This is a genomic window from Nevskia ramosa DSM 11499 (assembly GCF_000420645.1).
Lineage (GTDB): Bacteria > Pseudomonadota > Gammaproteobacteria > Nevskiales > Nevskiaceae > Nevskia > Nevskia ramosa.
On the sequence record NZ_ATVI01000006.1, the window covers coordinates 238,332 to 259,921 of the forward strand.

Below are 21,590 nucleotides of genomic sequence, written 5' to 3' on the forward strand. Positions count from 1 at the left end.
GCAAGCCGGATGCGCCCCAAGCGCAGGGCGTATGGCTTTTTCGTGCAGAGGTTTCAGGCCGCGCGAGTCTTCAGCGCCAGCGCATGAATCTCGCGGCCCATCTTTTCGCCGAGCGCGGCGTAGACGGCCTGATGCTGCTTGACCATGGAGAGTCCGGCGAAGCCGCTCCAGCTGACATCCGCCTCGAAATGCTGGCCGTCGTCGCCTTTGACTTCGATCACCGCACCCGGCAGGCCGGCATCGAGCAGGGCCTTGATCTGTTCCTTGGTCATCATTGCCATAAATAAAGGTACTATTTCCTGAGTTTGTAGCCGGTCATCAGCATCCACAGCGCGACCGAAGAGATCGCGATGAAGAAGCCGGAAGTCCAGGCGAGGCTTTGCCAGATCGATACGTCCGAGCGGCCGAAGAAGCCATAGCGGAAGCCATCGATCATGTAGAAGAACGGGTTCAGATGCGAAGCCTTGAACCACACGGCCGGCAGCGAGTGCACCGAATAGAACACGCCGGACAGAAAGCTGAGCGGCGTGATGATGAAGTTCGAGAACGCCGCCAGATGATCGAACTTCGAGGACACGATGCCGGCGATGATGCCGAGCACCGCCAGCGAACCGCCGGCGAGCAGGAACATCGCGATCAGCGCGAACGGCTGGGCGATCGGCAGATCGACGAACGGAATCGCCACCACCAGCATCGCGATCGCAACGAGTGCTGCGCGAATCAGGCCAGCGGCAACATGGGCGAAGAAGAACTCCCAATGGCCGAGCGGCGCCATCAGCAGGAACACCAGGCTGCCCATGATCTTGGCCTGCGCGAGGCTCGAGGACGAGTTGGCGAAGGCGTTCTGCAGCACCGTCATCATCACCAGACCGGGCAGCAGGAACTGAGTGTAGGTGACGCCTTCGTAGACCTCGGCGCGGCCGCTCATGGCCTGCGCGAAGACCAGCAGATAGAGCAGCGCAGTGACCACCGGCGCCATCACCGTCTGGCCGAGCACAGCCCAGAACCGCATGACCTCTTTCTTGAGGAGGGTATAAAAGCCGAGCTGGTTGGCGTTCATCGGCTAGCCTCCGCCTGCGGTTCTGTGCCCAGCCACGCCGCAAGCGGCGCGGCGTTCGGCGGGTTCGATGTCCACTGGACATCGAACAAATCCCGCCTCACCCAGAAGCGCATCACTTCCTTCTTCAGCAGCGTGTAGAAACCCAGCTGGTTGGCGTTCATTTCGCTGCTCCCTGCGCACTGGACAGCGCCTTGCCGGTCAGCTCGATGAAGATGTCTTCGAGATCCGGATCGCGAGTCGAGACATCGGCGATGCCGATGCCGGCCGCGCGAAGAGCGGCGAAGACGCTGGCGATCGGATGCTTCTCGCGCTCCAGCTTCAGCTCGACGGCGCCCGCCTTCTCGGTGGTCACCAGTTCGCGCAGGCTCGCCGGCAGTTCGGCACCGTCGACCAGCTTCAGGGTCAGGAAGCGGAACGGGTGGCGGTTGAGCAGCGCCTCGGTGGTTTCGATGACCCGCACCACGCCCTTGTCGATGATCGCGATGCGCTCGCACATCTCCTGCGCTTCTTCGAGGTAATGCGTGGTCAGCACCACGGTCGTGCCCTTCTGATGCAGATCACGCATGAACGCCCACAGGGTGCGGCGCAGATCGACGTCGACGCCGGCGGTCGGCTCATCGAGGATCACCACCGGCGGCTTGTGCACCAGGGCCTGGGCGATCAGCACACGGCGCTTCATGCCGCCGGACAGGGACCGCATCATCGCCGTGCGCTTGGCCGAGAGATCCAGGCGTTCGAGCATTTCGTCGATCCACGGCCAGACTTCCTTGCCGGCGCCGTAATAGCCGGCCTGAATGCGGAGCATGTCGACAACGTTGAAGAACGGGTCGAAGACCAGTTCCTGCGGCACCACGCCGAGCTGCCGGCGCGCGGTGCGCCAGTCGCGCACGGTGTCGTGGCCGAGCACGGCAACGCTGCCTTCGTCGGCGCGGATCAGGCCGGCAATGATGCTGATCAGGGTCGACTTGCCGGCGCCGTTCGGGCCAAGCAGGCCGAAGAACTCGCCTTGCCGGATGTCGAAACTGAGGCCGTTCAATGCCTTGACGGCACCGTAAGCTTTGCGGACACCGCTGATCGACAGGGCGGCCGTTGGGGAGGTATTCATGGATGTGAGGATTATATCCCCCGCACCGGCGCGCACCGGCGGCGCGCCGCGCTTCGGCGGCTACACTGCCCCGAACCTAAGCCGGATGCTGCCGTGAGCTACGAGTACAACCCCGCGTCGACCCGCTTCGAATTGCCGAACCCGCACCGGGTCGAGAACCTGTTTCTCGGCGCGGCGTCGGTGATCTGTCTGGTCTGCGCGGTGGTCGCACTGCTAGGTGCCCGCCATTCGCTGCAGCTGGGCACCAATGGCGCCGCCGTGGCGCCGGTAGTGATTGCCGCCGTGTTACTGCTGTTCGGCCTGGTGTTCGGCGTCAAGGCGCTGCGCCAGTTGCGCTTCTTCTTCGGTCGCGATCAGCCGGTGGGTCTGGCGCCGCAGCTGCCGAAGGATGTCGAAGGCAGCAGCCCGGACGGCGAAGGCCTGCGCGAAACCATCCGCCAGAACGCGATCAACTACGCAGTGCCGACTGGCGCGATCGACAACCTGCTCTATTCGCTGGTCCGCGATCTGGTGTTCTCGCCGCGCCGCACCCAGTACCTCGCGCGCGCCGAGTTCCACAACGCGCTCGGCCTGGCGTTCCTGCTGCTGTGCTTCGGCGTGTCGATCATCGGCGTCGGTTCGGGCGCGGTGCGCGGCTGGGTCGGCGCGCTGTACTTCGTGCTGGTCAACGCCATCGTGCTGCTGCCGCTGCGCCAGGGGGCGCTCGGCGGCCGCAAGCTGTCGATCCGGGCGATCGTCGCCTTCATCATCGCGGCGATGATCGGCCCGCTGCTGCTCAGCCAGGCGATCGGCAATGCCGGCACGCCGTTCAAGGGCGCGGTGCAGTTCGTGCCGGTGACGGTGGCGATCCTGGTCGCCGCGCTGATCGCCGCCTCGCTGCTGCTGAAGGCGGCTGTTGCCCAGGTGGTGCGCCCGAACCAGATCGCGATGGCGCAGCGGCTGCACACGATTTCGATGAACGCGCCGCCGGGGCAGATCTTCCTCGAGTTCGATCGCGAGATGCAGCGCAGCTGGACGGAAACGGTGCCGAACCGCATCTACCTGCGCAAGCTGCCGAAGCTTGGCAGCGCGCCGGCCGGCAGCTTCGAAGGCCATGCCATCGAAGAGACTCAGCCGCTGCCGAACGACATGGAGCCGCTGAGCCTGTCGCGCTGCCTGTCGCTGGATACCTATCGCTGGCTGCTGATGCTCGACGCTTTCTCGCTGCTCGCCACCGCCAGCGGCGCCGGCATGGCGCTCTATGCCGCGCAGGTGCCGCAGCAATGGGGCGCGATACTGATCGGCCTGTCGCTGCTGCTGATCGCCCGTTTCGGCTTCGATGGCGGCAATGCGCTGTGGCGGCGTTTCGAGTTCACCTCGCGCATCTACTGGCTGGAAACCCACGGCAACTACCAGCGCGCGCAGACCTCGATCGGTACCCTGCTGCAGGACCGGGTGAAAACCCAGAAGGAGATCGTCAACGTCGAGGACATGAGCCTGCGGCTGTGGGTGGCCGAGGTCGATACGGTCAGCTTCGGGCCGGATACCGAGCGTTCGCTGCTGTCGATCCGCGGCCTGCCGGACGAGGCCGAGCGGCTGTCTGCGCATCTTGCCGATTTCGGTGTGCGCCAGGCCTCGATCATCGCGCCGAGTTCGCAGACCGATCTGCAGCGTCTCGCCGTGCTCGACAAGATCAACCCGCCGCAGAACACCGGCAGCGCGCTGCCGGCCGGCGTGCAGCAGGCGCTCGGTGTTGCGCCCGCGCCAGCCGCCGGCGCCACCCGCTTCTGCACCCAGTGCGGCACGCCAGCCAATGCCAGCGCCGGCTTCTGCGGCCAGTGCGGCACTCGCCTGCCATCGCTTCCCACCGCTTCCTGATCCTCAATTTCCGCTTCCCGTGAGCACTGCCCTCGTCTGGTTCCGGCGCGATTTCCGCGTTGCCGACAATCCCGCGCTGATCGCCGCACTCGCTGCCCATGATCAGGTGCTGCCGGTCTACATCCACGCGCCGGACGAGGAAGCGCCGTGGCAGCCGGGCGCGGCCAGCCGCTGGTGGCTGCATCACTCGCTGACAGCGCATTCGGCGCGTCTCGCGGCACTCAGCGCGCCGCTGGTGATCCGCGCGGGCGGCGATTCGCTGGCCGAATTGCGCAAGCTGGTGAAGGAGACCGGCGCGACGGCCGTGCACTGGAACCGCCTGTACGAGCCGGCGCTTATCGCTCGCGATACCCGGATCAAGCAGGCGCTGCGTGACGATGGTCTGGATGCCGAGAGCCATAACTCGGCGCTGCTGGTGGAGCCTTGGGAGTTGAAGACCGGCAATGGCGATCCTTACCGAGTGTTCACGCCGTTCTGGCGCAATGCCGGTGCCCGCGCAGTCCGCGAACCGCTGGCTGCACCGAAGAAGATTTCGGCGCCGAAGAAGATTCCCGCCAGCCTCGGCATCGACAAGTTGAAACTGCTGCCGACGATCCGTTGGGATGACGGTTTCTATGCCGACTGGACACCCGGTGAAACCGGTGCCTGGGCACAGACCGAAGCCTTCTGCAGCGATGGCGCGGCGCACTACAAGGAGCAGCGCGATCTGCCGGCGCAGGCTTCGACATCGCGCCTGTCGCCGCATCTGCACTTCGGCGAGATCGGCCCGGTGCAGCTGGTTCATCACACGCGGCGGCTGATCGGCGAGCGGCAGGTGAAGGGGCTGACCGGCAACATCGAGCACTTCATCCGCGAGCTGGGCTGGCGCGAGTTCTCGCATCACCTGCTGTTTCATTTCCCGACCACGCCGGATCAGCCGCTGTATCCGAAGTTCGCCGCGTTCCCGTGGCGTGATGCCAAGGACTACGCGGACGATCTGCGCGCCTGGCAACGCGGCCACACCGGTGTGCCGATCGTCGATGCCGGCATGCGCCAGTTGTGGATCACCGGCTGGATGCACAACCGGGTGCGGATGATCGTCGCCAGCTTCCTGACCAAGAACCTGCTGATTCCCTGGCAGGAAGGCGCGCGCTGGTTCTGGGACACCTTGGTCGACGCCAGCCTGGCGCAGAACTCGCTCGGCTGGCAGTGGAGCGCCGGCTGTGGCGCCGATGCCGCGCCGTATTTCCGCATCTTCAATCCGGTGCTGCAGAGCGGGAAGTTCGATGGCGAAGGCGTCTATCTGCGCCACTGGGTGCCGGAGATCAGCAAGCTGCCGGATGCCAGCCTGCACGCACCCTGGGAAGCGAAGCCGGCGATCTGGCTGGCCGCGAAGTTCTCGCCGGGGCAGGACTATCCGAAGCCGATCGTTTCCCTGAGCGAATCGCGTGAACGTGCACTGGCGGCTTATGCCCGCATCAAGGGGCCGGATACCTCCTCGCCGCTACTCTGAGAAATCAGCGCGCGGGCCGTAAGTGGTTCGCCCGCGGGACAGGTCGGCGCGCCAGTTGACGCCTGTCGACACAGGGGCGCGCACTGCGCCACGGCCGTGCCAATCTGAGCTAAGTTCGGGCCATTAGACGGGCTGCCCAACGAGGCATCCGCGCCAAGTTCTGGAGGAGCTCGCATGACCCGGTTGCCGTCTGCCCGGACGTTCGTTGTCGATCGTAGCCACGCGCCCGGCGCTGCCCGGGCGCTGCTTGCGCACGCGCCTGCTTCCTCCTGATCCCGACTCCCTGATCCGTCCCCACTGCGCGCCGAAGCGCGCGGCCACCACGCACGAGCGCGACTCGATGTCGAAGATTGCCGATAACCTGCTGCAGGACTGGCGCTCGCAGGCGCTGAAGATCGAGACCGAAGTGGGCCGCGCGGTGATCGGCCAGCCGGATACCGTGCGGCTGATCAACATCGCGCTGTTTGCCCGCGGCCATGTGCTGCTCGAAGGCGATGTCGGCGTCGGCAAGACCACGGTGCTGCGCGCGTTCTCGCGAGCGATCGGTGGTGATTTCGAGCGAGTAGAAGGCACGGTCGATCTGCTGCCGGGCGATCTGATCTATCACACCTATGTCGATGATCAGGGCCGCCCGCGCATCGACCCCGGCCCGCTGCTGCGCCACGGCGAACGGCTGGTGACTTTCTTCTTCAACGAGATCAACCGCGCCCGTCCGCAGGTGCAATCGCTGCTGCTGCGCGCGATGGCCGAGCGCACGGTGTCGGCGTTCAATCGCGAATACCGGTTTCCGCACATGACCGTGTTCGCCGATCGCAACAAGATCGAGCGCGAGGAAACCTTCGAACTCGCCTCCGCCGCGCGTGATCGCTTCATGTTCGAACTGCGCATGGCCACGCCTTCCGATCCGGCGATCCGCCGCGCGCTGGCTTTCGATCCGGCTTTTCACGACAGCGATCGCCTGATCGAAACCGTGCCTGCGGGGCTGCTGCCCTGGGAACAGCTGAACGAGATCGGCGCCGGCATCCAGGCCTCGGTACGGGCCAGCGAAGCACTGGAAAAATACGTGCTCGCGCTCTGGGAAGCGACGCGCAATCCGCTCGCCGCCGGCATCCAGATCGACAACGTCGACATGCGCCGGCTGATTCTCGCCGGTGCCAGCCCGCGTGGCGTGTCGGCGCTGGTGCGCGCGGCCAGAGTCGTTGCCTGGCTCGCAGGCCGCGACTATCTGGTACCGGACGACATCCAGGCGGTGTTCCCGTCGACGATGGTTCATCGCGTGTTCTTCACGCCGGTCTATGAATTGCGCCGCGCCGAACTTGCCGATGCGCTGGTCGCGCAGATTCTCGAGCGCGTCCCGGCGCCTTGAGATGAGCCAGGCCAGCGATTTCTACTATCGCCTGCCGCTGCGCGCCGGCGGCCAGCGGCCCGGCTCGCATCCGGGCACCAGCCACGGCAACGGTCAGGAATTCGTCACGCACGCTTCGCTGATGAGCCACCCCGATCCGCGCCGGCTCGATGTCCGCGCGTCGCTGCGCGACGTCCGCGGCGAGTGGCTGGTGCGGGTGATGCGGCAGCGAGTCGGCGTGCCGGTGCAACTGGTCGCCGATGTCTCGGCGTCGATGCTGTTCGGCGCGCGCCGCTCGAAGCTCGCGGTGCTCTCTGATCTCGCAAGAGCGATTGGCGCGAGCGCGTTCCGGGTCGGCGACGCGGCCGGCATGGTCGCCTTCGATACCGTCGAGCGCGAGGATCTTTATGTGCCGACATCGCTGAGCCGCGGCGTCGGCCACGTGATGGCCGCCCAGCTCGAAAACCCGGCGCTGGTCGAGCATGCCGAGGCCGGCGAGCGCCATCGCGGTGATCCGGTCGAAGGCCTGCTGCAGGCCTTGCAGCGGCTCGCTGGCCGTCAATGCCTGGTGTTCCTCGCTTCCGATTTCCACTTCCCGCTGGCCCGGCTCGATGAAGCGCTGGATACCCTGTCGCGCGCCTATGTGGTGCCGGTGATTCTCTGGGACCCGGCTGAGACCGAGCCGCCGCCAGCCAATGGCTTGATCGCGCTGCGCGATGCCGAAACCGCGGCGCGTCGGACGATGTGGCTGCGGCCCAAGCTGCGGGAAGAATGGCGCGATGCTGTCGCGGCGCGACGCGCCAGCCTGCAGACCTTCTTCTCCAATCGCGGTCTGCGGCCGTTCTGGGCGCAGGGGGCTTTCGATGCCGATGCGATGTCGGAATATTTCTTCGAGGCGAACGCATGAGCCGCGCGAGCGTTGCCGCCCTAGTGCTGATCCTCGCCGCGCCGCTGTGGGCCGTCGCCCAGGACCCGCCTAACCGCGACTACCAACCGCCGTTCAAGGGCGAAGCGGTGTTCGATCCGCGGCCTGAAAAGCGCGCGGCCGCAGCCGCCGAGGCCGAGCGCAAGGCCGCCGAGGAAGCGGCGGCGATCGAGGCGGCGACGGTGAAGACCGAGCCGGCGCCAGCCACACCGCCGCAGGAACCCGCGGCCAGCCCGGCGCCTGAAGCCGCGCCGATGCCGGTCGCCGAAGGATATGTACCGCCATCGCCGGAAGCGCTGGCTGCCGCCGAAGCGGCGCTGCGCAAGCCGCTGCGCACGCCGGTCGAGAACCCGCGCGCCTACGGTTATCTGGTCGGCGATCTGCTGGTGCAGAAGGTGCAGCTCAGCGTCGATGGCAAACCGGTGGAACTGGCCGAACTGCCGGGTCGCGATCGCTACGGCGTCTGGATCGCGCGGCGCGCGACCACGGTCGAGCGGCATGCCGACGGCACGCGCTGGCTGGTCATGGAGTACCAGATCGTCAATGCCTCGAAGGATGTCGATGTCATCGCCTTGCCGAAGCTGAAACTGCGCACGACGACACCGGATCTGTTCATCGACGTGCCGGACTGGCCGATCTCGGTCGGTGCGATCACCGCCGTCCAGATCAGCAACAAGGGCGCGCTGCGCTCCTTGCAGCCGGATCGTCCGGCACCGGTGATCGATACCGAGGCGATTCGCCATCCGCTGAAGCTGGTACTGGCCGCGCTCGTCGCGGTGTTGCTTGCCTGGCTGGCCTGGTGGCGCTGGCGCGAATGGCAGGCTTCCGAGCGGCTGCCGTTCGCCCGTGCGCGGCGCGAGCTGCGTCATCTGTCGCCGGATTCCGAAGCAGATTCCGATGCTGCTTGGCGTTGCCTGCATCAGGCTTTCGATGCGACGGCCGGCAGAGTCGTGCAGCCAGCCACGCTGGCGCTGCTGTTCCGCGCCGCGCCGCATCTGGAGGCTGCGCGCGATGTCATCGAACGCTTCTACGCCGAGTCCGCCGCGCGCTTCTTCGGCGGCCGTGACCACGCAAGCCTGTCGCCGAACGCGCTCTGTGCGCAGTTGCGAGCAATCGAGAAGCAGCACGAAGCATGATCGACGGGCTGCCCGCGCTGCCACTCGATTTCGCCCAGCCCTGGGCGCTGCTGCTGCTGCCGCTGGCCGTGCTGCCGCTGCTGCGCCGTCGTCGCGAGGAGCTGACCTTCTCCTCGCTGCCGTGGCTGCCGGAGGATTCGCTCGGCCACTGGATCGAACGGCTCGGCCGCGCGGCCGCGATTCTCGCGATTCTCGCCACCGTGCTGGCGCTAGCCCGGCCCGGCCGGCCGGAATGGGAAGTGGAACGGATTGGCCGTGGTGCGGAAATCGTCGTGTTGTTCGATTCGTCCCTGAGCATGGATGACGAGATGGTGGCCCGCGGGGCGCATCCGAAACGGCGCCGCGACAGCCCGCTGCGCAAGCGCAATGTCGCCCGCGAGGCGCTGTCCCGTTTCGTCGAACGGCGCAAGGAAGATCGCTTCTCGCTGCTGATGTTCGGCGCCGCGCCGTTTCGCGTCACCCCGTTCTCGCAATCGCCGGAAGTGATCCAGGCCGGTATCGCCGCCGCCGGAATTTCCAACGGTCTGCCGGGCACCGATCTCGGCCGCGGCCTGATCGCCGCGCTGAGCCAGTTCGAAGGCCGCGCGTACTCCGGCAGCCGGGTGATCCTGTTGGTCTCCGATGGCGCGGCGGAGATCGACGACGTGACGCGTCAGCGCATCCGCGACGGCATGGCCAGGCATCGGGTGGCGCTGGACTGGCTGTATCTGCGCTCGGCGAACTGGCCAAGGCTCGATGACGAGAAGGAGCCGGAGGCCGTCGGCCTGATTACCGACGTGGCGATGCACCGCTTCTTCAAGACCTTGCCGACCACCTACAAGGTGTTCGAGGCGGAAAGCCCGGACGCGGTCTCCAAAGCGGTGGCCGAGATCGAGCGCCAGCAGAACCTGCCGCTGGAATATCGCGAACGGATTCCGCGCCGCGATTTCACTCACCTGTTCTACGGGCTGGCGATGGTCGCGGCGTTCGCGCTGCTGATCCATCGCGGCCTCACCGTGCGGAGCTTCCAGACCTCGTGAAACGTCGCCCCATTCATCTCACCTTCGGCCTGACTGCGCTGGCCCTGGCCGGCACCGCGCTGGGCTTAAGCCTGCGCCTGCAATCCGCGGAGCGCGCCAACACGGTGATCGCCGAAGCTTCGGCCTACGCAGCGGAAGCGAGCCGGATGGCCGAAGCCGGTGGTCAGCTGGCCGCACCGGTGCTCGATACGCCCGAAGCGGCGCTGGCCTTCGCGGTCGCCATCGCCCACACCGAAGATTACGAACGGGCGCTGAAAGCGCTCGAAGCGCTGGCGCAATCGCAGCGCGATGACATCCGCCTGATCGCCCGCTATGACCTCGCCAATCTGCACATGCGCCAGGCGCGACTGATCGGCGACGAGCAGGTGGCCAAGGGCCGCACCCTGGTCGAACTCGGCAAGCAGTCCTACCGACGCGTGCTCGACGAAGACCCGCAGCACTGGGAAGCGCGTTACAACCTAGAGCGGGCGCTGTGGCTGGAACCGGAAGCGGACGACGGCAATGTCGACGTCACGCCGCCGCCTTCGGTCGAACGCCCGAACGGCGACAAGCCCGAGCTGCCGTGAGGCCCGGCCTCGGCGCCTATCTGCGGAACGCGCTGCGCGGTGGTGGCTGGCTGCTGCTGCCGGTGTTCGTGCTGCTGGCGGTCGCCGCGTGGCTGCCGAAGCTGCCGGTGACCCGCGACGCCTATGATCATCTGGTGATCTTCGACGTCTCGCAGAGCATGAACGTCGAGGACTATCAGCTCGATGGCAAGCCGGTCAGCCGTCTCGAATTCGCCAAGCATTCGGTCGCCGAAGCGCTGAAGAATCCCAAGTGCGACACCCGCATCGGCTGGGGCGTTTTCGCCGGCCGCAAGGTCGTCATGCTGCTGGCGCCGGTCGAGGTCTGCCGCAATTACAGCGCACTGCTCGAAGCGCTGAGCGGCATCGACGGCCGCATGGCCTTCGAGCGTTCCAGCGAAATCCAGGAGGGGCTGCTGTGGACGATGATCAACGTCCGCGATCTGAAGCCGCTGCCCACGGTGATCTTCATGACCGACGGCCAGGAAGCACCGCCGCTGCCGCCGGAACGGGTACGTAGCTACGACGGCCAGATCGGCGAAGTGCGCGGCTGGGTGGTGGGCGTCGGCGGTGACGAGCCGAGGCCGATCCCGAAAACTGATGCCGAGGGCGCCCGCATCGGCTACTGGCGCGGCACCGAAGTGCTGCAGTGGGCTGGCGCCGCCTCGTCGACCGGCGGCACCAACCACGAGCACCTGTCGGAACTGCGCGAGCCGCATCTGCAGCAGCTGGCCAAGAACGTCGGCTTCGACTACCTGCGCCTGGTCGACAGCCATTCTCTGGATCAGGCGCTGCACGACCGCAAGCTGTCCCATCCGGCAGAAGTCGATACCGATCTGCGCTGGATCCCCGGGGGGCTGGCGCTGCTGTTGCTCGCTGGCTGGTTCTGGCCGGATTGGCGACCGTTCAGGCGGCCGACTACCTAGCAGGACTGCGCCGCGGAACGCTCTATATGAGTGCGCGCGAAGGCCAGAAGATCGTCGTGAATCTCGACATCAGCGGTGTCATGCTTTGTTTTGGTGCGTTTTCCATTTCCGGAAAGCACCAAAACAGGGCACGCACCAGCCGCGCGGGCCGCTTCCAGATCGGAGCCTGAATCGCCCACGAAGGGCACGCCGTCCAGGCTGACATTCAGGCGCTTGGCGAGGTCCTTCAGCATGCCCGGTGCCGGCTTGCGCATGACGCTGGCCTGGTCCGGATGCTCCGGCGCGTAGAACACGCCATCGATGCGGCCACCGAGTTCGGCGAGGGCGCGCTGCATCTTGTCGTGGATGGCGAACAGCGCATCGAAATCGAACAGGCCGCGGCCGATGCCGGACTGGTTCGACGCCACGAATACCCGGAACCCGGCCTGACACAGCAAGGCGATGCCTTCGAGACTGCCGGGCACCGGCTGCCATTCGGCCACCGACTTGATGAAGTCCGGGGAGTCTTCGTTGATGACGCCGTCCCTGTCGAGAATCACCAGCTTCATCAGATTTGCTCCAAAAGCTCAGGAAATTCCACCGGCTCCAACAACCGTCATTCCCGCGCAGGCGGGAATCCAGTTCTCTGTTTCCGGCGGAGCACTCGCGTCAGAACTGGATCCCCGCCTGCGCGGGGATGACGAATCGAGTCAGCCCGGAAGACAGGAGATATCGGCAACCTCGCGGCACACCCGATCCAGCTGCCGCAGCAACGCCAGCCGGTTCGCGCGCACCATCGGATCATCGGCCATCACCATCACACCGGTGAAGAAGGCATCGACCGGCGCTTTCAGGCTGGCGAGCTGCTTCAGACGCTCGGCGTAATCGCTGGCCGGTGCTGCGTTGACCGCGTTCAGCGCTGCGTAAAGCTCGGATTCCGCTGAGGATTCGAACTTCGAGGCATCGACGTCCGAACCGCCGTCGCCCGCCTGCTTCAGCACGTTGCGGACACGCTTGTGGGCTGCAGCAAGGCTGGCCGCTTCCGGCAGCGCCCAGAAACTGTGGATCGCGCGCAGACGGGCTTCGAAATCAAGTGGCTGGGTGATGCCGAGTGCGGCGACCGCTTCGAACATCTCGACGGTCACCGGGCGGCCATCGAATTCGCTGCCGACTCGCCAGGCGCGATGGCGGTCCTGGACGAAGGTCAGCAGTTCCTTGAGTGTGGCTTCGTCGCGCTTGCCGGCGGGGAGTTCCTGAAGCGCCCCGCTCAGCAACTCGCGCAGATCGAGCGGCAGCTTGCCTTCGACCAGGATGCGCAAGATACCGAGGGCAGCGCGGCGCAGTGCGTACGGGTCCTTGCTGGCAGTCGGCTTCTGGCCGATCGCGAAGATGCCCGCCAGAGTGTCGAGCTTGTCGGCCAGCGCGACGATCTGGCCTTCGACAGCCGACGGAATCGCGGTGCCGGCCTGGGTCGGCAAGTAATGCTCGCGAATGGCGTCGGCGACGGCCTGCGATTCACCGGCCTTGCGCGCGTAATAGCCGCCCATCACGCCCTGCAGTTCCGGGAACTCGTAAACCATCTTGGAGACGAGATCGAACTTGCAACGCCTGGCGGCACGCGCGGCGCCCTCGACCTGCCCGGCGCTGATCGCAGCCTTTTCCGCCAGCTTCTCGGCGATCACGAAAGTCGCCAGCGTGTGGATCCGCTTCAGCTTGTCGGCAACGGTGCCGAGATCCTTCTGGAACGTCGCGGAAGCAAGCTTCTCGGTGTACGGCGCTTCGTCGGAAAACGGCAGCTTCAAATCCTGCTGCCAGAAGAACAAGGCATCGCTCAACCGCGGCCGCACGACGCGCTCATTGCCCTGGATGACCTGCGCCACATCATTCGACTCGATGTTCGAGAGCGTGATGAACGACGGCAACAACTTGCCGCCGCCGTCGAATACAGTGAAATAACGCTGATTGGTCTCGACGGTCGCGACGATCACTTCCGGTGGCAGCTCCAGGAAGCGTTCCTCGATGCGCCCGGAAATGACCACCGGCCATTCGACCAGCGCGGTCACTTCATCCAGCAGGCTCGCATCGATTCTGGCGGTTCCACCCAGTTTCGCGGCTTCGGCCTTGATCTGTCGCTCGATTTCAGATTTTCGGGTTGCAACTTCCGCCCATACATTGGCCTTGTTCAGACTTTCGATATAGCCATCCGGACCGGCCAGCGAGATCGCCGCCGGGGCATGGAAGCGGTGCCCGTAGCTCGAACGAGCTGATTCCAGGCCGAAACGACGCAGCGGGATGATATCGGTGCCGAGCAGTGCGGTCAGCCACTGCACCGGGCGGACGAAGGTTTCTTCACCAGAGCCCCAGCGCATGCGCTTGGGTACCAGTTCGTCCATCGATTTCAGGGTTTCCTCGAAGATTTCCGGCAACAACGACGCCGTCGCCTTGCCCGGCTGCAGCTTCGAGAAATGCAGCTTGCCGTTCTTCTCGCCGAGTTCCGCAAACTCGACACCACAGGTCTTGGCGAAGCCGAGCGCCGCAGGCGTCGGCACACCGTCCTTGGTCGCTGCGGCAACGGCCGGGCCGAAGCGCTCGACCGCCTGATCCGGCTGCTGCACGGCCACGGCATCGATCTGCACGGCGATGCGCCGCGGGGTTGCAAACGTGCGGGCTGTGCCGGTAGCGACGCCGCGTTTGGACAAGCCGTTGGTGATGCCATTGGACAAGGCTTCTGCGAGCGGCACGACGTAGCGAGCCGGCAAGTCTTCACAGCCGATTTCGATCAGCAAGGGGGCGTTCAAGCTCATGTTCAGGCCGCCTTTGCCGTGCTGGCTGCAGAAATCATCGGGAAACCCAGTTTTTCACGGGCGGCGTAGTAGGCCTCCGCACACAAGCGGGCCAGGGTACGCACCCGAAGGATGTAGCCCTGGCGTTCGGTGACACTGATCGCCGAGCGGGCATCGAGCATGTTGAAACTGTGGCTGGCCTGCAGCACACGCTCGTACGCCGGCAGTGGCAAGTTGTTCTCGATCAGGTGCTTGCATTCGGCTTCGGCGACATCGAAGCGCTTGAACAACGCGGCGGTATCGGCATGCTCGAAGTTGTAAGCGCTCTGTTCGACTTCGTTCTGGTGATAGACGTCGCCATAGGTGACGACGTGAACGCCGCCGTCCTTGTCGACATGCTTCGACCAGACCAGGTCATAGACCGATTCGACTTTCTGGATGTACATCGCCAGACGCTCGAGACCGTAGGTGATCTCGCCGGCGACCGGCCGGCATTCCAGCCCGCCGACTTGCTGAAAATACGTGAATTGCGTGACTTCCATGCCGTTCAGCCAGACTTCCCAGCCGAGACCCCAGGCGCCGAGGGTCGGGCTTTCCCAGTTGTCCTCGACGAAGCGGATATCGTGAACCAGCGGGTCGAATCCGAGCAGCTTCAGTGATTCCAGGTACAGATTCTGGATATCCGGCGGGCTCGGCTTCATCAGCACCTGGAATTGGTAGTAGTGCTGGAGGCGGTTCGGGTTCTCGCCGTAGCGGCCATCAGTCGGGCGGCGCGAAGGCTGCACATACGCAGCGTTCCACGGCTCCGGGCCGATCGCGCGCAGGAACGTCGACGGGTGAAAAGTGCCGGCGCCGACCTCCATGTCCAGCGGCTGGACGATGACGCAGCCCTGCTTCGCCCAGAAGGTCTGCAAGGTGAAGATGAGGTCCTGGAAAGTCATGGTTTCTTGTGCTTCGGCGGGCTGCGGCTACGGGGTTCCGGGGATCGGACTGCGGCCGGAAGGGTCGCGAGTATAGCCAATGGCGACGGGGCTTTCGGGCTGCGTGCTACGCTCGCGGCCCGTCGCGATACGCCGAAATTCGGACTGTCGCCGAGCCGTTTCCGTTCGCCGCCGCCGCTTGCGCCGCGGGCCATCAAGGAGAGTTCCATGAAGCGGATGCTGTCGATTTCTCTGCTGATGCTGAGCTCGCTCCCGGTCGCCCGGGTTGCCGCTCAGGGGCCGGATCAATGCTTCGCCCAGGCCAAGCTGATGCCGGCCGACCAGCAGGAGCAATTTCTGAAAGCCTGCCTTGGCAGCACGCCGAGCGCGCCTGCCACCGTCTCGCCGGATCAGCGCGCCAAGGTTTGCGAGTCGATCGCCGAACGCGAACATTTCTCCGGCGAGCAGAAAGCCACGTTCCTGAAGGGTTGCAAGGCGGGCTGAACGATCTTGAGCACAAGCCTGCGCCCCGTTTTGGCGCATAACCGGCTTGAACTGGCATATTTGCTGCTACACCATTCGCCGCTTCCCCAGCGCATTTCACCCTCAGGAGACCCCCATGTCGGGTAAAGACGTACTCAAGATCATCAGCGAAAAAAGCGTGAAGTTTGTCGACTTCCGGTTCTGCGATACCCGTGGCAAGGAACACCACGTTTCGGTGCCTGCCCACACGATCGACGAAGCCCTGTTTGTCGACGGCAAGATGTTCGACGGTTCGTCGATCGCCGGCTGGAAGGGCATCAACGAGTCCGACATGATCCTGATGCCGGAAGCCGGCACTGCGTTCATCGATCCGTTCTTCGAAGAAACCACGCTGGTGCTGAGCTGCGACGTCATCGAGCCGGCCACCATGCAGGGTTACGAGCGCGATCCGCGTTCGGTCGCCAAGCGCGGCCAGGAATACCTGAAGTCCACCGGCATCGCCGATACCGCTTTCTTCGGCCCGGAAAACGAATTCTTCATCTTCGATTCGATCCGCTCGGACTCCGGTCCGTGGGGCAGCTACGTCTACATCGACGCCAAGAATGCCGCCTGGAACTCGGGCAAGGATTACGAGGACGGCAACACCGGCCATCGTCCGGGCATGAAGGGTGGCTACTTCCCGGTGCCGCCGGTCGATCAGCTGCAGGACATCCGCTCCGCCATGTGCGAGACGCTGGAAGCGGTCGGCATGGTCGTCGAAGTGCATCACCACGAAGTGGCGACGGCTGGCCAGTGCGAAATCGGCGTCAAGTTCGGCACCCTGGTGCAGAAGGCCGATGACGTGCTGAAGCTGAAGTACGTGGTTCAGAACGTTGCCGACCAGTTCGGCAAGACCGCCACCTTCATGCCGAAGCCGATCGTTGGCGACAACGGTTCGGGCATGCACGTGCACATGTCGCTCAGCTTGGGCGGCAAGAACCTGTTCGCCGGTGATGGATACGGCGGCCTGTCGGAAACCGCGCTGTATTACATCGGCGGCATCCTCAAGCACGCCAAGGCGATCAACGCGTTCACCAACCCGGGCACCAACAGCTACAAGCGCCTGGTGCCGGGCTTCGAAGCGCCGGTCATGCTCGCCTACTCGGCGCGCAACCGTTCGGCCTCGATCCGCATCCCGTACGTGGCCAGCCCGAAGGGTCGTCGCATCGAAGTCCGCTTCCCGGACTCCAGCGCCAACCCCTACCTCGCGTTCACCGCGATGATGATGGCCGGCCTCGATGGCATCCAGAACAAGATCAGCCCCGGAGAACCGGCGGACAAGGATCTCTACCATCTGCCGCCGGAAGAGGACAAGCTGATCCCGCGCGTCTGCCACAGCCTCGACATGGCGCTGGAAGCACTGGCGGCGGACAACGACTTCCTGACCAAGGGCGGCGTGTTCACCAAGGATCTGATCGACGCCTACATCGAGCTGAAGATGCAGGAAGTGACCCGCTTCCGCATGACCACGCACCCGATCGAGTTCGAGATGTATTACAGCCTCTGAGCTCTGCTCAGAGGCTGCAATACCTTCGATTTTGCCCCCGCTGTTCAGGCCAGAAAACGGCCTGAACAGCCGGCCCCAAGGGGCCTCCAGAAGGCGATGTCGAAGGGATGCAGATCAGGAAATGCCCCCGGAAACGGGGGCATTTTCATTGGCGCTGCCGCCGCCTGCGGGTTTGCTGCCCGGGCCCGCGCAGCGCTATCGTGCCGACCATGCGCGCTCTACTTACCGTGTTGCTGCTGCTACCGCTGCTGGGCCTGACACCGGCCTCGGCCGAGGTCTATCGCTGGAAAGACGCCAAGGGCGTGACCCAGTACGGCGACAAGCCGCCGTCCGATCAGGTCAAGCCGGTGGAACTACCGCCGTTGCAGACCTACAGCCCGCCGCCGGTATCATCGACCTCGCAGAAACCCGCGGCGTCCGCCGAGAAGCCGGCCGAATCGGGCAAGCCGCCGCCGATCCGCATCACCTCGCCGGCGCAGGACGAAACCATTCGCGAGGCCGGCAAACAGCTCAGCGTCAGCGTCGACACGGCACTGAGGCAAGGCCAGGGTCTGCTGTATTTTCTCGATGGCGTGCAGCAGAACAAGATCGCCACGGTGTCGACGGCTTATCTGTTCGAAGCGGTGGAACGCGGCGAGCACAGCATCACGGCGGCAGTCGTCACGGCCGAAGGCAAGGAACTGATCCGCGCCGCGCCGGTGACCATCTACATCAAGCCGCCGATCGTCCTTCGGTGATCGTCCAGCCGCCTCGGGGTGGCTCACATTTTGCGATCCGATGCGGATGAAATTACCCGTGCTGAACCGTGTTCAGCCGGCCAGCATTCTCGATGGCCTGACGACGGCGATCATCACGCTGGACTCGGCTCTGCGCGTCACCTACCTGAATTCGGCGACCGAGACGCTGTTCAGCGTCAGCCGCCGTCATGCTCAGGGACAAACGCTGACCGTCGCCATCCCGCACCTGCTAGAGCAGGGCATGCGGCTGCGCCGTGCGATCGAAACCGGCACCGGTTTCATCGAGCGCGAGCTGAAACTGCGCCGCCCCGGCGATGACATCGGCCATGAACTGCTGACCGTCGACCTCACCGTCACTCCCGCGCAATTCAGTGGCCCCGGCCTGGTGCTGGAACTGCTGCCGCTCGACCGCCACCTGCGCATCTCGCGGGACGAACAACTGCTCGCCCAGCATCGCGCCAGCCGCGAGCTGATCCGTGGCCTGGCGCACGAAATCAAGAATCCGCTCGGCGGCATTCGCGGTGCGGCGCAGTTGCTGGAGCGCGAATTCCCGGATTCCGAACATCTGGAATACACGCGGGTGATCATCCGCGAGGCCGATCGGCTGCAGAACCTGGTCAACCGTCTGCTCGGCCCGAACCGGCTGCCGCAGAAGGAGATGGTCAACGTCCACGAGGTGCTGGAACACGTGCGCCAGCTGATCGAGGCCGAAGGCAGCGGCAGCTTCAATGTGATGCGCGACTACGACCCGTCGATCCCGGAAATCCGCGCCGATCGCGAACAGCTGATCCAGGCCTCGCTAAACATCGCCCGCAACGCGATGCAGGCGCTGTCCGGCGAAATGCAGCCCGACAACCCGCAGATCACCCTGCGAACCCGCATGCGCCGGCAGTTCACGATCGCCGGCGTCCGTCACCGTCTGGCCGTGCAGATCGACATCGAGGACAACGGTTCCGGTGTCGCGCCGACAATGATCGAGAAAATTTTTTACCCGATGGTGACAACACGCGCAGAAGGGACCGGTCTTGGCCTGCCGATTGCTCAGTATCTGATCAATACCCACGGTGGCCTGATCGAATGCCAGTCGCGTCCCGGCACCACCGTGTTCTCGATCTTCTTGCCGCTGGAGCAAGCTGCTTGATCGCGCTGGCAACGGCGCGGCGGCGGAAAGCGCCGGCGGCAACACCCGAAGCATGGGCCACATGAATGTGATGAAGCTGCAGGACGGCGTTCCGATCCGCGTCTGGATCGTCGACGACGACGAATCGATCCGCTGGGTGCTGGAAAAGTCGCTGACCCGCGAAGGCATGGGCGTGGAAAGCTTCCCAGGCGCCGCGGAGCTGCTCGACGCCCTCGCCGAAGCCACGCCGGAAAATATGCCCGACGTGATGATCACCGACATCCGCATGCCCGGCCTCGACGGCCTGGAGCTGATGGAACGCGTGCGCGCCGCCAAGCCCGAACTGCCGGTGATCATCGTCACCGCACATTCCGATCTCGATGCCGCCGTGTCCTCGTTCAAGGGCGGCGCCTTCGAGTATCTGCCGAAGCCTTTCGATGTCGATTCGGTGGCCAGTCTGGTTCGCCGTGCCGCGCAGAAGCGCGTCGTCGTCACCCCGGAACTGAAGCCGCTGGAACCGCGCGCCGCGATCATCGGCGAAGCGCCGGCGATGCAGGACGTGTTTCGCGCCATCGGCCGCCTGAGCCAGTCGCAGATCACCGTGCTGATCACCGGCGAATCCGGCACGGGCAAGGAACTGATCGCCCGCGCGCTGCACGTCAATTCGCCGCGCGCCAGCAAGCCGTTCCTGGCGATCAACACGGCAGCGATCCCGAAGGACCTGCTGGAGTCGGAATTCTTCGGCCATGAGCGCGGCTCGTTCACCGGCGCCGCGATGCAGCGCAAGGGCCGCTTCGAGCAGGCCGATGGCGGCTCGCTGTTCCTCGATGAAATCGGCGACATGCCGGCCGATCTGCAGACCCGCCTGCTGCGCGTGCTGCAGGACGGCCAGTTCTATCGCGTCGGCGGCATCTCGCCGATCAGCGTCGACGTGCGCATCATCGCCGCGACCCATCAGGATCTCGATCGCGCGGTGGCCGAAGGCCGCTTCCGCGAAGATCTCTATCACCGCCTGAACGTCATCCGCATCCGCATTCCGCCGCTGCGCGAGCGCAGCGAGGACATCCCGCTGCTGCTGCGTCACTTCCTGGATGCCGCTGCGCGCGAGCTGAAGACCGAACCGAAGCGGCTGCTGCCGGAAGTGCTGGCGGTGCTGAAGGCTTACGACTGGCACGGCAACGTCCGCCAGCTGGAAAACACCTGCCGCTGGCTGACGGTGATGGCACCCGGCCAGGACGTGCATCTGGAAGATCTGCCGCCGGAACTGCGGGGCCGCCCAAGTGGCGAAACCAGCGCCGTCGTTGCATCGCCGGTACCGGCCGTTGCCGTGGCGACAGTCCCGGCCGTGCCGCCAACTGCGCCTGCGCCGATCAGCTATCCAGCCGCGCCGGCCAGCGCGCCAGCCTTCTCCGGCGACTGGCACGAAGCGCTGCGTCTGTGGGCCGAAGGCCGTTTCGCCAACGGCGATGAAGATCTGCTCGGCCACGCGGCACCGCTGTTCGAACGCACCTTGATCGAAGTCGCGCTGGTCGCCTGCAAGGGCCAGCGGCAGGAAGCGGCGCGGCGCCTGGGCTGGGGCCGCAATACGCTGACCCGGAAAATCAAGGAACTCGGCATCGACGACTGACTGTTACCAGTTCTGATCGCTCGGCCCGGTCAGCGTATTCGTCATATTTGTCCGCGCCAGAATCGGCGCGGGGGCTGACCCGGAAAATCAAGGAACTCGGCATCGACGACTGACTGTTACCAGTTCTGATCGCTCAGTTCGGTTGGCGTATTCGTCATATTTGTCCGCGCCAGAATCGGCGCGGGGGGCTGACCCGCAAGATCAAGGAGCTCGTCATCGACGGCTGAAGGGGCCGAGGCCGACTGTGCATTCGCTTGAATCGCGGCGCCCGGCCCCCAATCACTTGTCCATCGCAAACGCTCGCGCCAGCGGGCTTGATGGAGAAGAACCTTGGAACAGTTTGATGGCACGACCATCCTCGCCGTGCGCCGCGGAACGCAAGTTTGCGTCTGTGGCGACGGCCAGGTGTCGATGGGCAACACCATGGTCAAGGGCAACGCGCGCAAGGTGCGCCGGCTCTACAACGACAAGGTCATCGCCGGTTTCGCCGGCGGCACCGCCGATGCCTTCACCTTGTTCGAACGCTTCGAAGGCAAGCTCGAAAAGCACTCCGGCCATCTGACTCGCGCCGCCGTTGAAATGGCCAAGGACTGGCGTTCCGATCGCTACCTTCGCCGTCTCGAAGCGCTGCTGCTGGTTGCCGACGCCGATACCACGCTGATGATCTCCGGCAATGGCGACGTCATGGAACCGGAGGCCCACGGCGTGATGGCGATCGGCTCCGGCGGCTCGTTCGCGACTGCTGCGGCGCGCGCGCTGGTCGGCTCCACCGATCTGTCGGCGCGCGAGATCGCCGAGCGTTCGCTGCATATCGCGGCGGACATCTGCATCTACACGAACCACAATCTGACGATCGAGACGATCGGCTGAAACTGCCGCTCTCCAGCAGGCAGAGCGCTAGTCGAGAAACGAAATGAACGACGCAATTCCCCCCGAAGTCCTCAAGTCCAGCCTGAGCGGCGCCGCC

At 65.1% G+C, this 21,590-nt stretch carries 21 protein-coding genes; 14 read left to right on the forward strand and 7 right to left on the reverse strand.

Going from position 1 to position 21,590, the window contains the following annotated elements; translation table 11 throughout:
* Window positions 1-53: 53 nt before the first annotated feature.
* Genes G513_RS0107960 through G513_RS0107975 form a run of 4 tightly spaced genes read right to left on the reverse strand, consistent with a single transcriptional unit; the run spans window position 54 to window position 2,165 of the window.
* On the reverse strand, window positions 54-281 hold the full coding sequence (locus tag G513_RS0107960; RefSeq protein ID WP_022976299.1) for a BolA family protein: 228 nt from the start codon (window positions 279-281) through the stop codon (window positions 54-56).
* Window positions 282-292: 11 nt separating this feature from the next.
* Window positions 293-1,060, reverse strand: a complete 768-nt coding sequence (locus G513_RS0107965; protein ID WP_022976300.1) for an ABC transporter permease — start codon at window positions 1,058-1,060, stop codon at window positions 293-295.
* Window positions 1,057-1,221: a hypothetical protein gene (locus G513_RS25715; RefSeq protein WP_022976301.1), complete on the reverse strand. Its 165-nt coding sequence runs from the start codon at window positions 1,219-1,221 to the stop codon at window positions 1,057-1,059. Before G513_RS25715 ends, G513_RS0107965 begins: the two co-directional genes overlap by 4 nt.
* Window positions 1,218-2,165: an ABC transporter ATP-binding protein gene (locus G513_RS0107975; RefSeq protein WP_022976302.1), complete on the reverse strand. Its 948-nt coding sequence runs from the start codon at window positions 2,163-2,165 to the stop codon at window positions 1,218-1,220. Before G513_RS0107975 ends, G513_RS25715 begins: the two co-directional genes overlap by 4 nt.
* Window positions 2,166-2,258: 93 nt before the next feature.
* Here G513_RS0107975 and G513_RS0107980 point away from each other — a divergent pair, with 93 nt between their 5' ends.
* The 8 genes from G513_RS0107980 (at window position 2,259) to G513_RS0108015 (ending at window position 11,428) form a co-directional block, all read left to right on the forward strand.
* On the forward strand, window positions 2,259-4,022 hold the full coding sequence (locus tag G513_RS0107980) for a zinc ribbon domain-containing protein (protein ID WP_022976303.1): 1,764 nt from the start codon (window positions 2,259-2,261) through the stop codon (window positions 4,020-4,022).
* A 19-nt stretch (window positions 4,023-4,041) separates the two neighbouring features.
* Entirely contained in the window at window positions 4,042-5,514 is a 1,473-nt protein-coding gene (locus G513_RS0107985; RefSeq protein WP_022976304.1) for a cryptochrome/photolyase family protein, read from the forward strand.
* Between the two features lie 340 nt (window positions 5,515-5,854).
* The gene (locus G513_RS0107990) at window positions 5,855-6,880 is read left to right on the forward strand and encodes an AAA family ATPase (RefSeq protein WP_028475285.1); all 1,026 of its coding nucleotides are present in this window, start codon (window positions 5,855-5,857) and stop codon (window positions 6,878-6,880) included.
* Window position 6,881: 1 nt separating this feature from the next.
* Window positions 6,882-7,766: a DUF58 domain-containing protein gene (locus G513_RS0107995; protein WP_022976306.1), complete on the forward strand. Its 885-nt coding sequence runs from the start codon at window positions 6,882-6,884 to the stop codon at window positions 7,764-7,766.
* Window positions 7,763-8,920, forward strand: a complete 1,158-nt coding sequence (locus G513_RS24455) for a hypothetical protein (RefSeq protein WP_022976307.1) — start codon at window positions 7,763-7,765, stop codon at window positions 8,918-8,920. The genes G513_RS0107995 and G513_RS24455 overlap by 4 nt, the downstream gene beginning before the upstream one ends.
* Entirely contained in the window at window positions 8,917-9,939 is a 1,023-nt protein-coding gene (locus G513_RS0108005) for a vWA domain-containing protein (RefSeq protein WP_022976308.1), read from the forward strand. Before G513_RS24455 ends, G513_RS0108005 begins: the two co-directional genes overlap by 4 nt.
* Window positions 9,936-10,505: a tetratricopeptide repeat protein gene (locus tag G513_RS22020; RefSeq protein WP_022976309.1), complete on the forward strand. Its 570-nt coding sequence runs from the start codon at window positions 9,936-9,938 to the stop codon at window positions 10,503-10,505. The genes G513_RS0108005 and G513_RS22020 overlap by 4 nt, the downstream gene beginning before the upstream one ends.
* Complete coding sequence (locus tag G513_RS0108015; RefSeq protein WP_022976310.1) at window positions 10,502-11,428, forward strand: vWA domain-containing protein; 927 nt, start codon at window positions 10,502-10,504, stop codon at window positions 11,426-11,428. Before G513_RS22020 ends, G513_RS0108015 begins: the two co-directional genes overlap by 4 nt.
* On the opposite strand, the gene gmhB is transcribed toward G513_RS0108015, so the two are convergent.
* From gmhB to glyQ, 3 genes are all read right to left on the reverse strand, one after another.
* Window positions 11,425-11,976, reverse strand: coding sequence for a D-glycero-beta-D-manno-heptose 1,7-bisphosphate 7-phosphatase (gmhB, locus tag G513_RS0108020; RefSeq protein WP_022976311.1), 552 nt, complete (start codon window positions 11,974-11,976; stop codon window positions 11,425-11,427). The genes G513_RS0108015 and gmhB overlap by 4 nt on opposite strands.
* Before the next feature lie 141 nt (window positions 11,977-12,117).
* Window positions 12,118-14,211: a glycine--tRNA ligase subunit beta gene (gene glyS / locus G513_RS0108025; RefSeq protein WP_022976312.1), complete on the reverse strand. Its 2,094-nt coding sequence runs from the start codon at window positions 14,209-14,211 to the stop codon at window positions 12,118-12,120.
* Between the two features lie 2 nt (window positions 14,212-14,213).
* Entirely contained in the window at window positions 14,214-15,131 is a 918-nt protein-coding gene (glyQ, locus tag G513_RS0108030) for a glycine--tRNA ligase subunit alpha (protein ID WP_022976313.1), read from the reverse strand.
* Between the two features lie 207 nt (window positions 15,132-15,338).
* Here glyQ and G513_RS0108035 point away from each other — a divergent pair, with 207 nt between their 5' ends.
* The 6 genes from G513_RS0108035 (at window position 15,339) to hslV (ending at window position 21,493) form a co-directional block, all read left to right on the forward strand.
* Window positions 15,339-15,614 (forward strand): hypothetical protein, encoded by a 276-nt coding sequence (locus tag G513_RS0108035; RefSeq protein ID WP_022976314.1) that lies wholly within the window; start codon window positions 15,339-15,341, stop codon window positions 15,612-15,614.
* A gap of 115 nt (window positions 15,615-15,729) precedes the next feature.
* On the forward strand, window positions 15,730-17,139 hold the full coding sequence (glnA, locus tag G513_RS0108040) for a type I glutamate--ammonia ligase (RefSeq protein ID WP_022976315.1): 1,410 nt from the start codon (window positions 15,730-15,732) through the stop codon (window positions 17,137-17,139).
* A gap of 209 nt (window positions 17,140-17,348) precedes the next feature.
* Window positions 17,349-17,876, forward strand: coding sequence for a DUF4124 domain-containing protein (locus G513_RS0108045; protein ID WP_169560563.1), 528 nt, complete (start codon window positions 17,349-17,351; stop codon window positions 17,874-17,876).
* Between the two features lie 46 nt (window positions 17,877-17,922).
* Window positions 17,923-19,017, forward strand: coding sequence for a nitrogen regulation protein NR(II) (gene glnL / locus G513_RS0108050; RefSeq protein ID WP_033417414.1), 1,095 nt, complete (start codon window positions 17,923-17,925; stop codon window positions 19,015-19,017).
* A gap of 61 nt (window positions 19,018-19,078) precedes the next feature.
* Complete coding sequence (gene ntrC / locus G513_RS0108055) at window positions 19,079-20,623, forward strand: nitrogen regulation protein NR(I) (RefSeq protein ID WP_022976318.1); 1,545 nt, start codon at window positions 19,079-19,081, stop codon at window positions 20,621-20,623.
* A 330-nt stretch (window positions 20,624-20,953) separates the two neighbouring features.
* Window positions 20,954-21,493, forward strand: coding sequence for an ATP-dependent protease subunit HslV (hslV, locus tag G513_RS0108060; protein WP_022976319.1), 540 nt, complete (start codon window positions 20,954-20,956; stop codon window positions 21,491-21,493).
* Window positions 21,494-21,590: the final 97 nt, after the last annotated feature.

Bases quoted from the DNA above. Each gene is read 5' to 3' on its own strand.
- G513_RS0107960 (WP_022976299.1), bottom strand. From the start codon at position 281: ATGGCAATGATGACCAAGGAACAGATCAAGGCCCTGCTCGATGCCGGC.
- G513_RS0107965 (WP_022976300.1), bottom strand. From the start codon at position 1,060: ATGAACGCCAACCAGCTCGGCTTTTATACCCTCCTCAAGAAAGAGGTC.
- G513_RS25715 (WP_022976301.1), bottom strand. From the start codon at position 1,221: ATGAACGCCAACCAGCTGGGTTTCTACACGCTGCTGAAGAAGGAAGTG.
- G513_RS0107975 (WP_022976302.1), bottom strand. From the start codon at position 2,165: ATGAATACCTCCCCAACGGCCGCCCTGTCGATCAGCGGTGTCCGCAAA.
- G513_RS0107990 (WP_028475285.1), top strand. From the start codon at position 5,855: ATGTCGAAGATTGCCGATAACCTGCTGCAGGACTGGCGCTCGCAGGCG.
- G513_RS0107995 (WP_022976306.1), top strand. From the start codon at position 6,882: ATGAGCCAGGCCAGCGATTTCTACTATCGCCTGCCGCTGCGCGCCGGC.
- G513_RS24455 (WP_022976307.1), top strand. From the start codon at position 7,763: ATGAGCCGCGCGAGCGTTGCCGCCCTAGTGCTGATCCTCGCCGCGCCG.
- G513_RS0108005 (WP_022976308.1), top strand. From the start codon at position 8,917: ATGATCGACGGGCTGCCCGCGCTGCCACTCGATTTCGCCCAGCCCTGG.
- gmhB (WP_022976311.1), bottom strand. From the start codon at position 11,976: ATGAAGCTGGTGATTCTCGACAGGGACGGCGTCATCAACGAAGACTCC.
- glyS (WP_022976312.1), bottom strand. From the start codon at position 14,211: ATGAGCTTGAACGCCCCCTTGCTGATCGAAATCGGCTGTGAAGACTTG.
- glyQ (WP_022976313.1), bottom strand. From the start codon at position 15,131: ATGACTTTCCAGGACCTCATCTTCACCTTGCAGACCTTCTGGGCGAAG.
- G513_RS0108035 (WP_022976314.1), top strand. From the start codon at position 15,339: ATGAAGCGGATGCTGTCGATTTCTCTGCTGATGCTGAGCTCGCTCCCG.
- glnA (WP_022976315.1), top strand. From the start codon at position 15,730: ATGTCGGGTAAAGACGTACTCAAGATCATCAGCGAAAAAAGCGTGAAG.
- G513_RS0108045 (WP_169560563.1), top strand. From the start codon at position 17,349: ATGCGCGCTCTACTTACCGTGTTGCTGCTGCTACCGCTGCTGGGCCTG.
- glnL (WP_033417414.1), top strand. From the start codon at position 17,923: ATGAAATTACCCGTGCTGAACCGTGTTCAGCCGGCCAGCATTCTCGAT.
- ntrC (WP_022976318.1), top strand. From the start codon at position 19,079: ATGAATGTGATGAAGCTGCAGGACGGCGTTCCGATCCGCGTCTGGATC.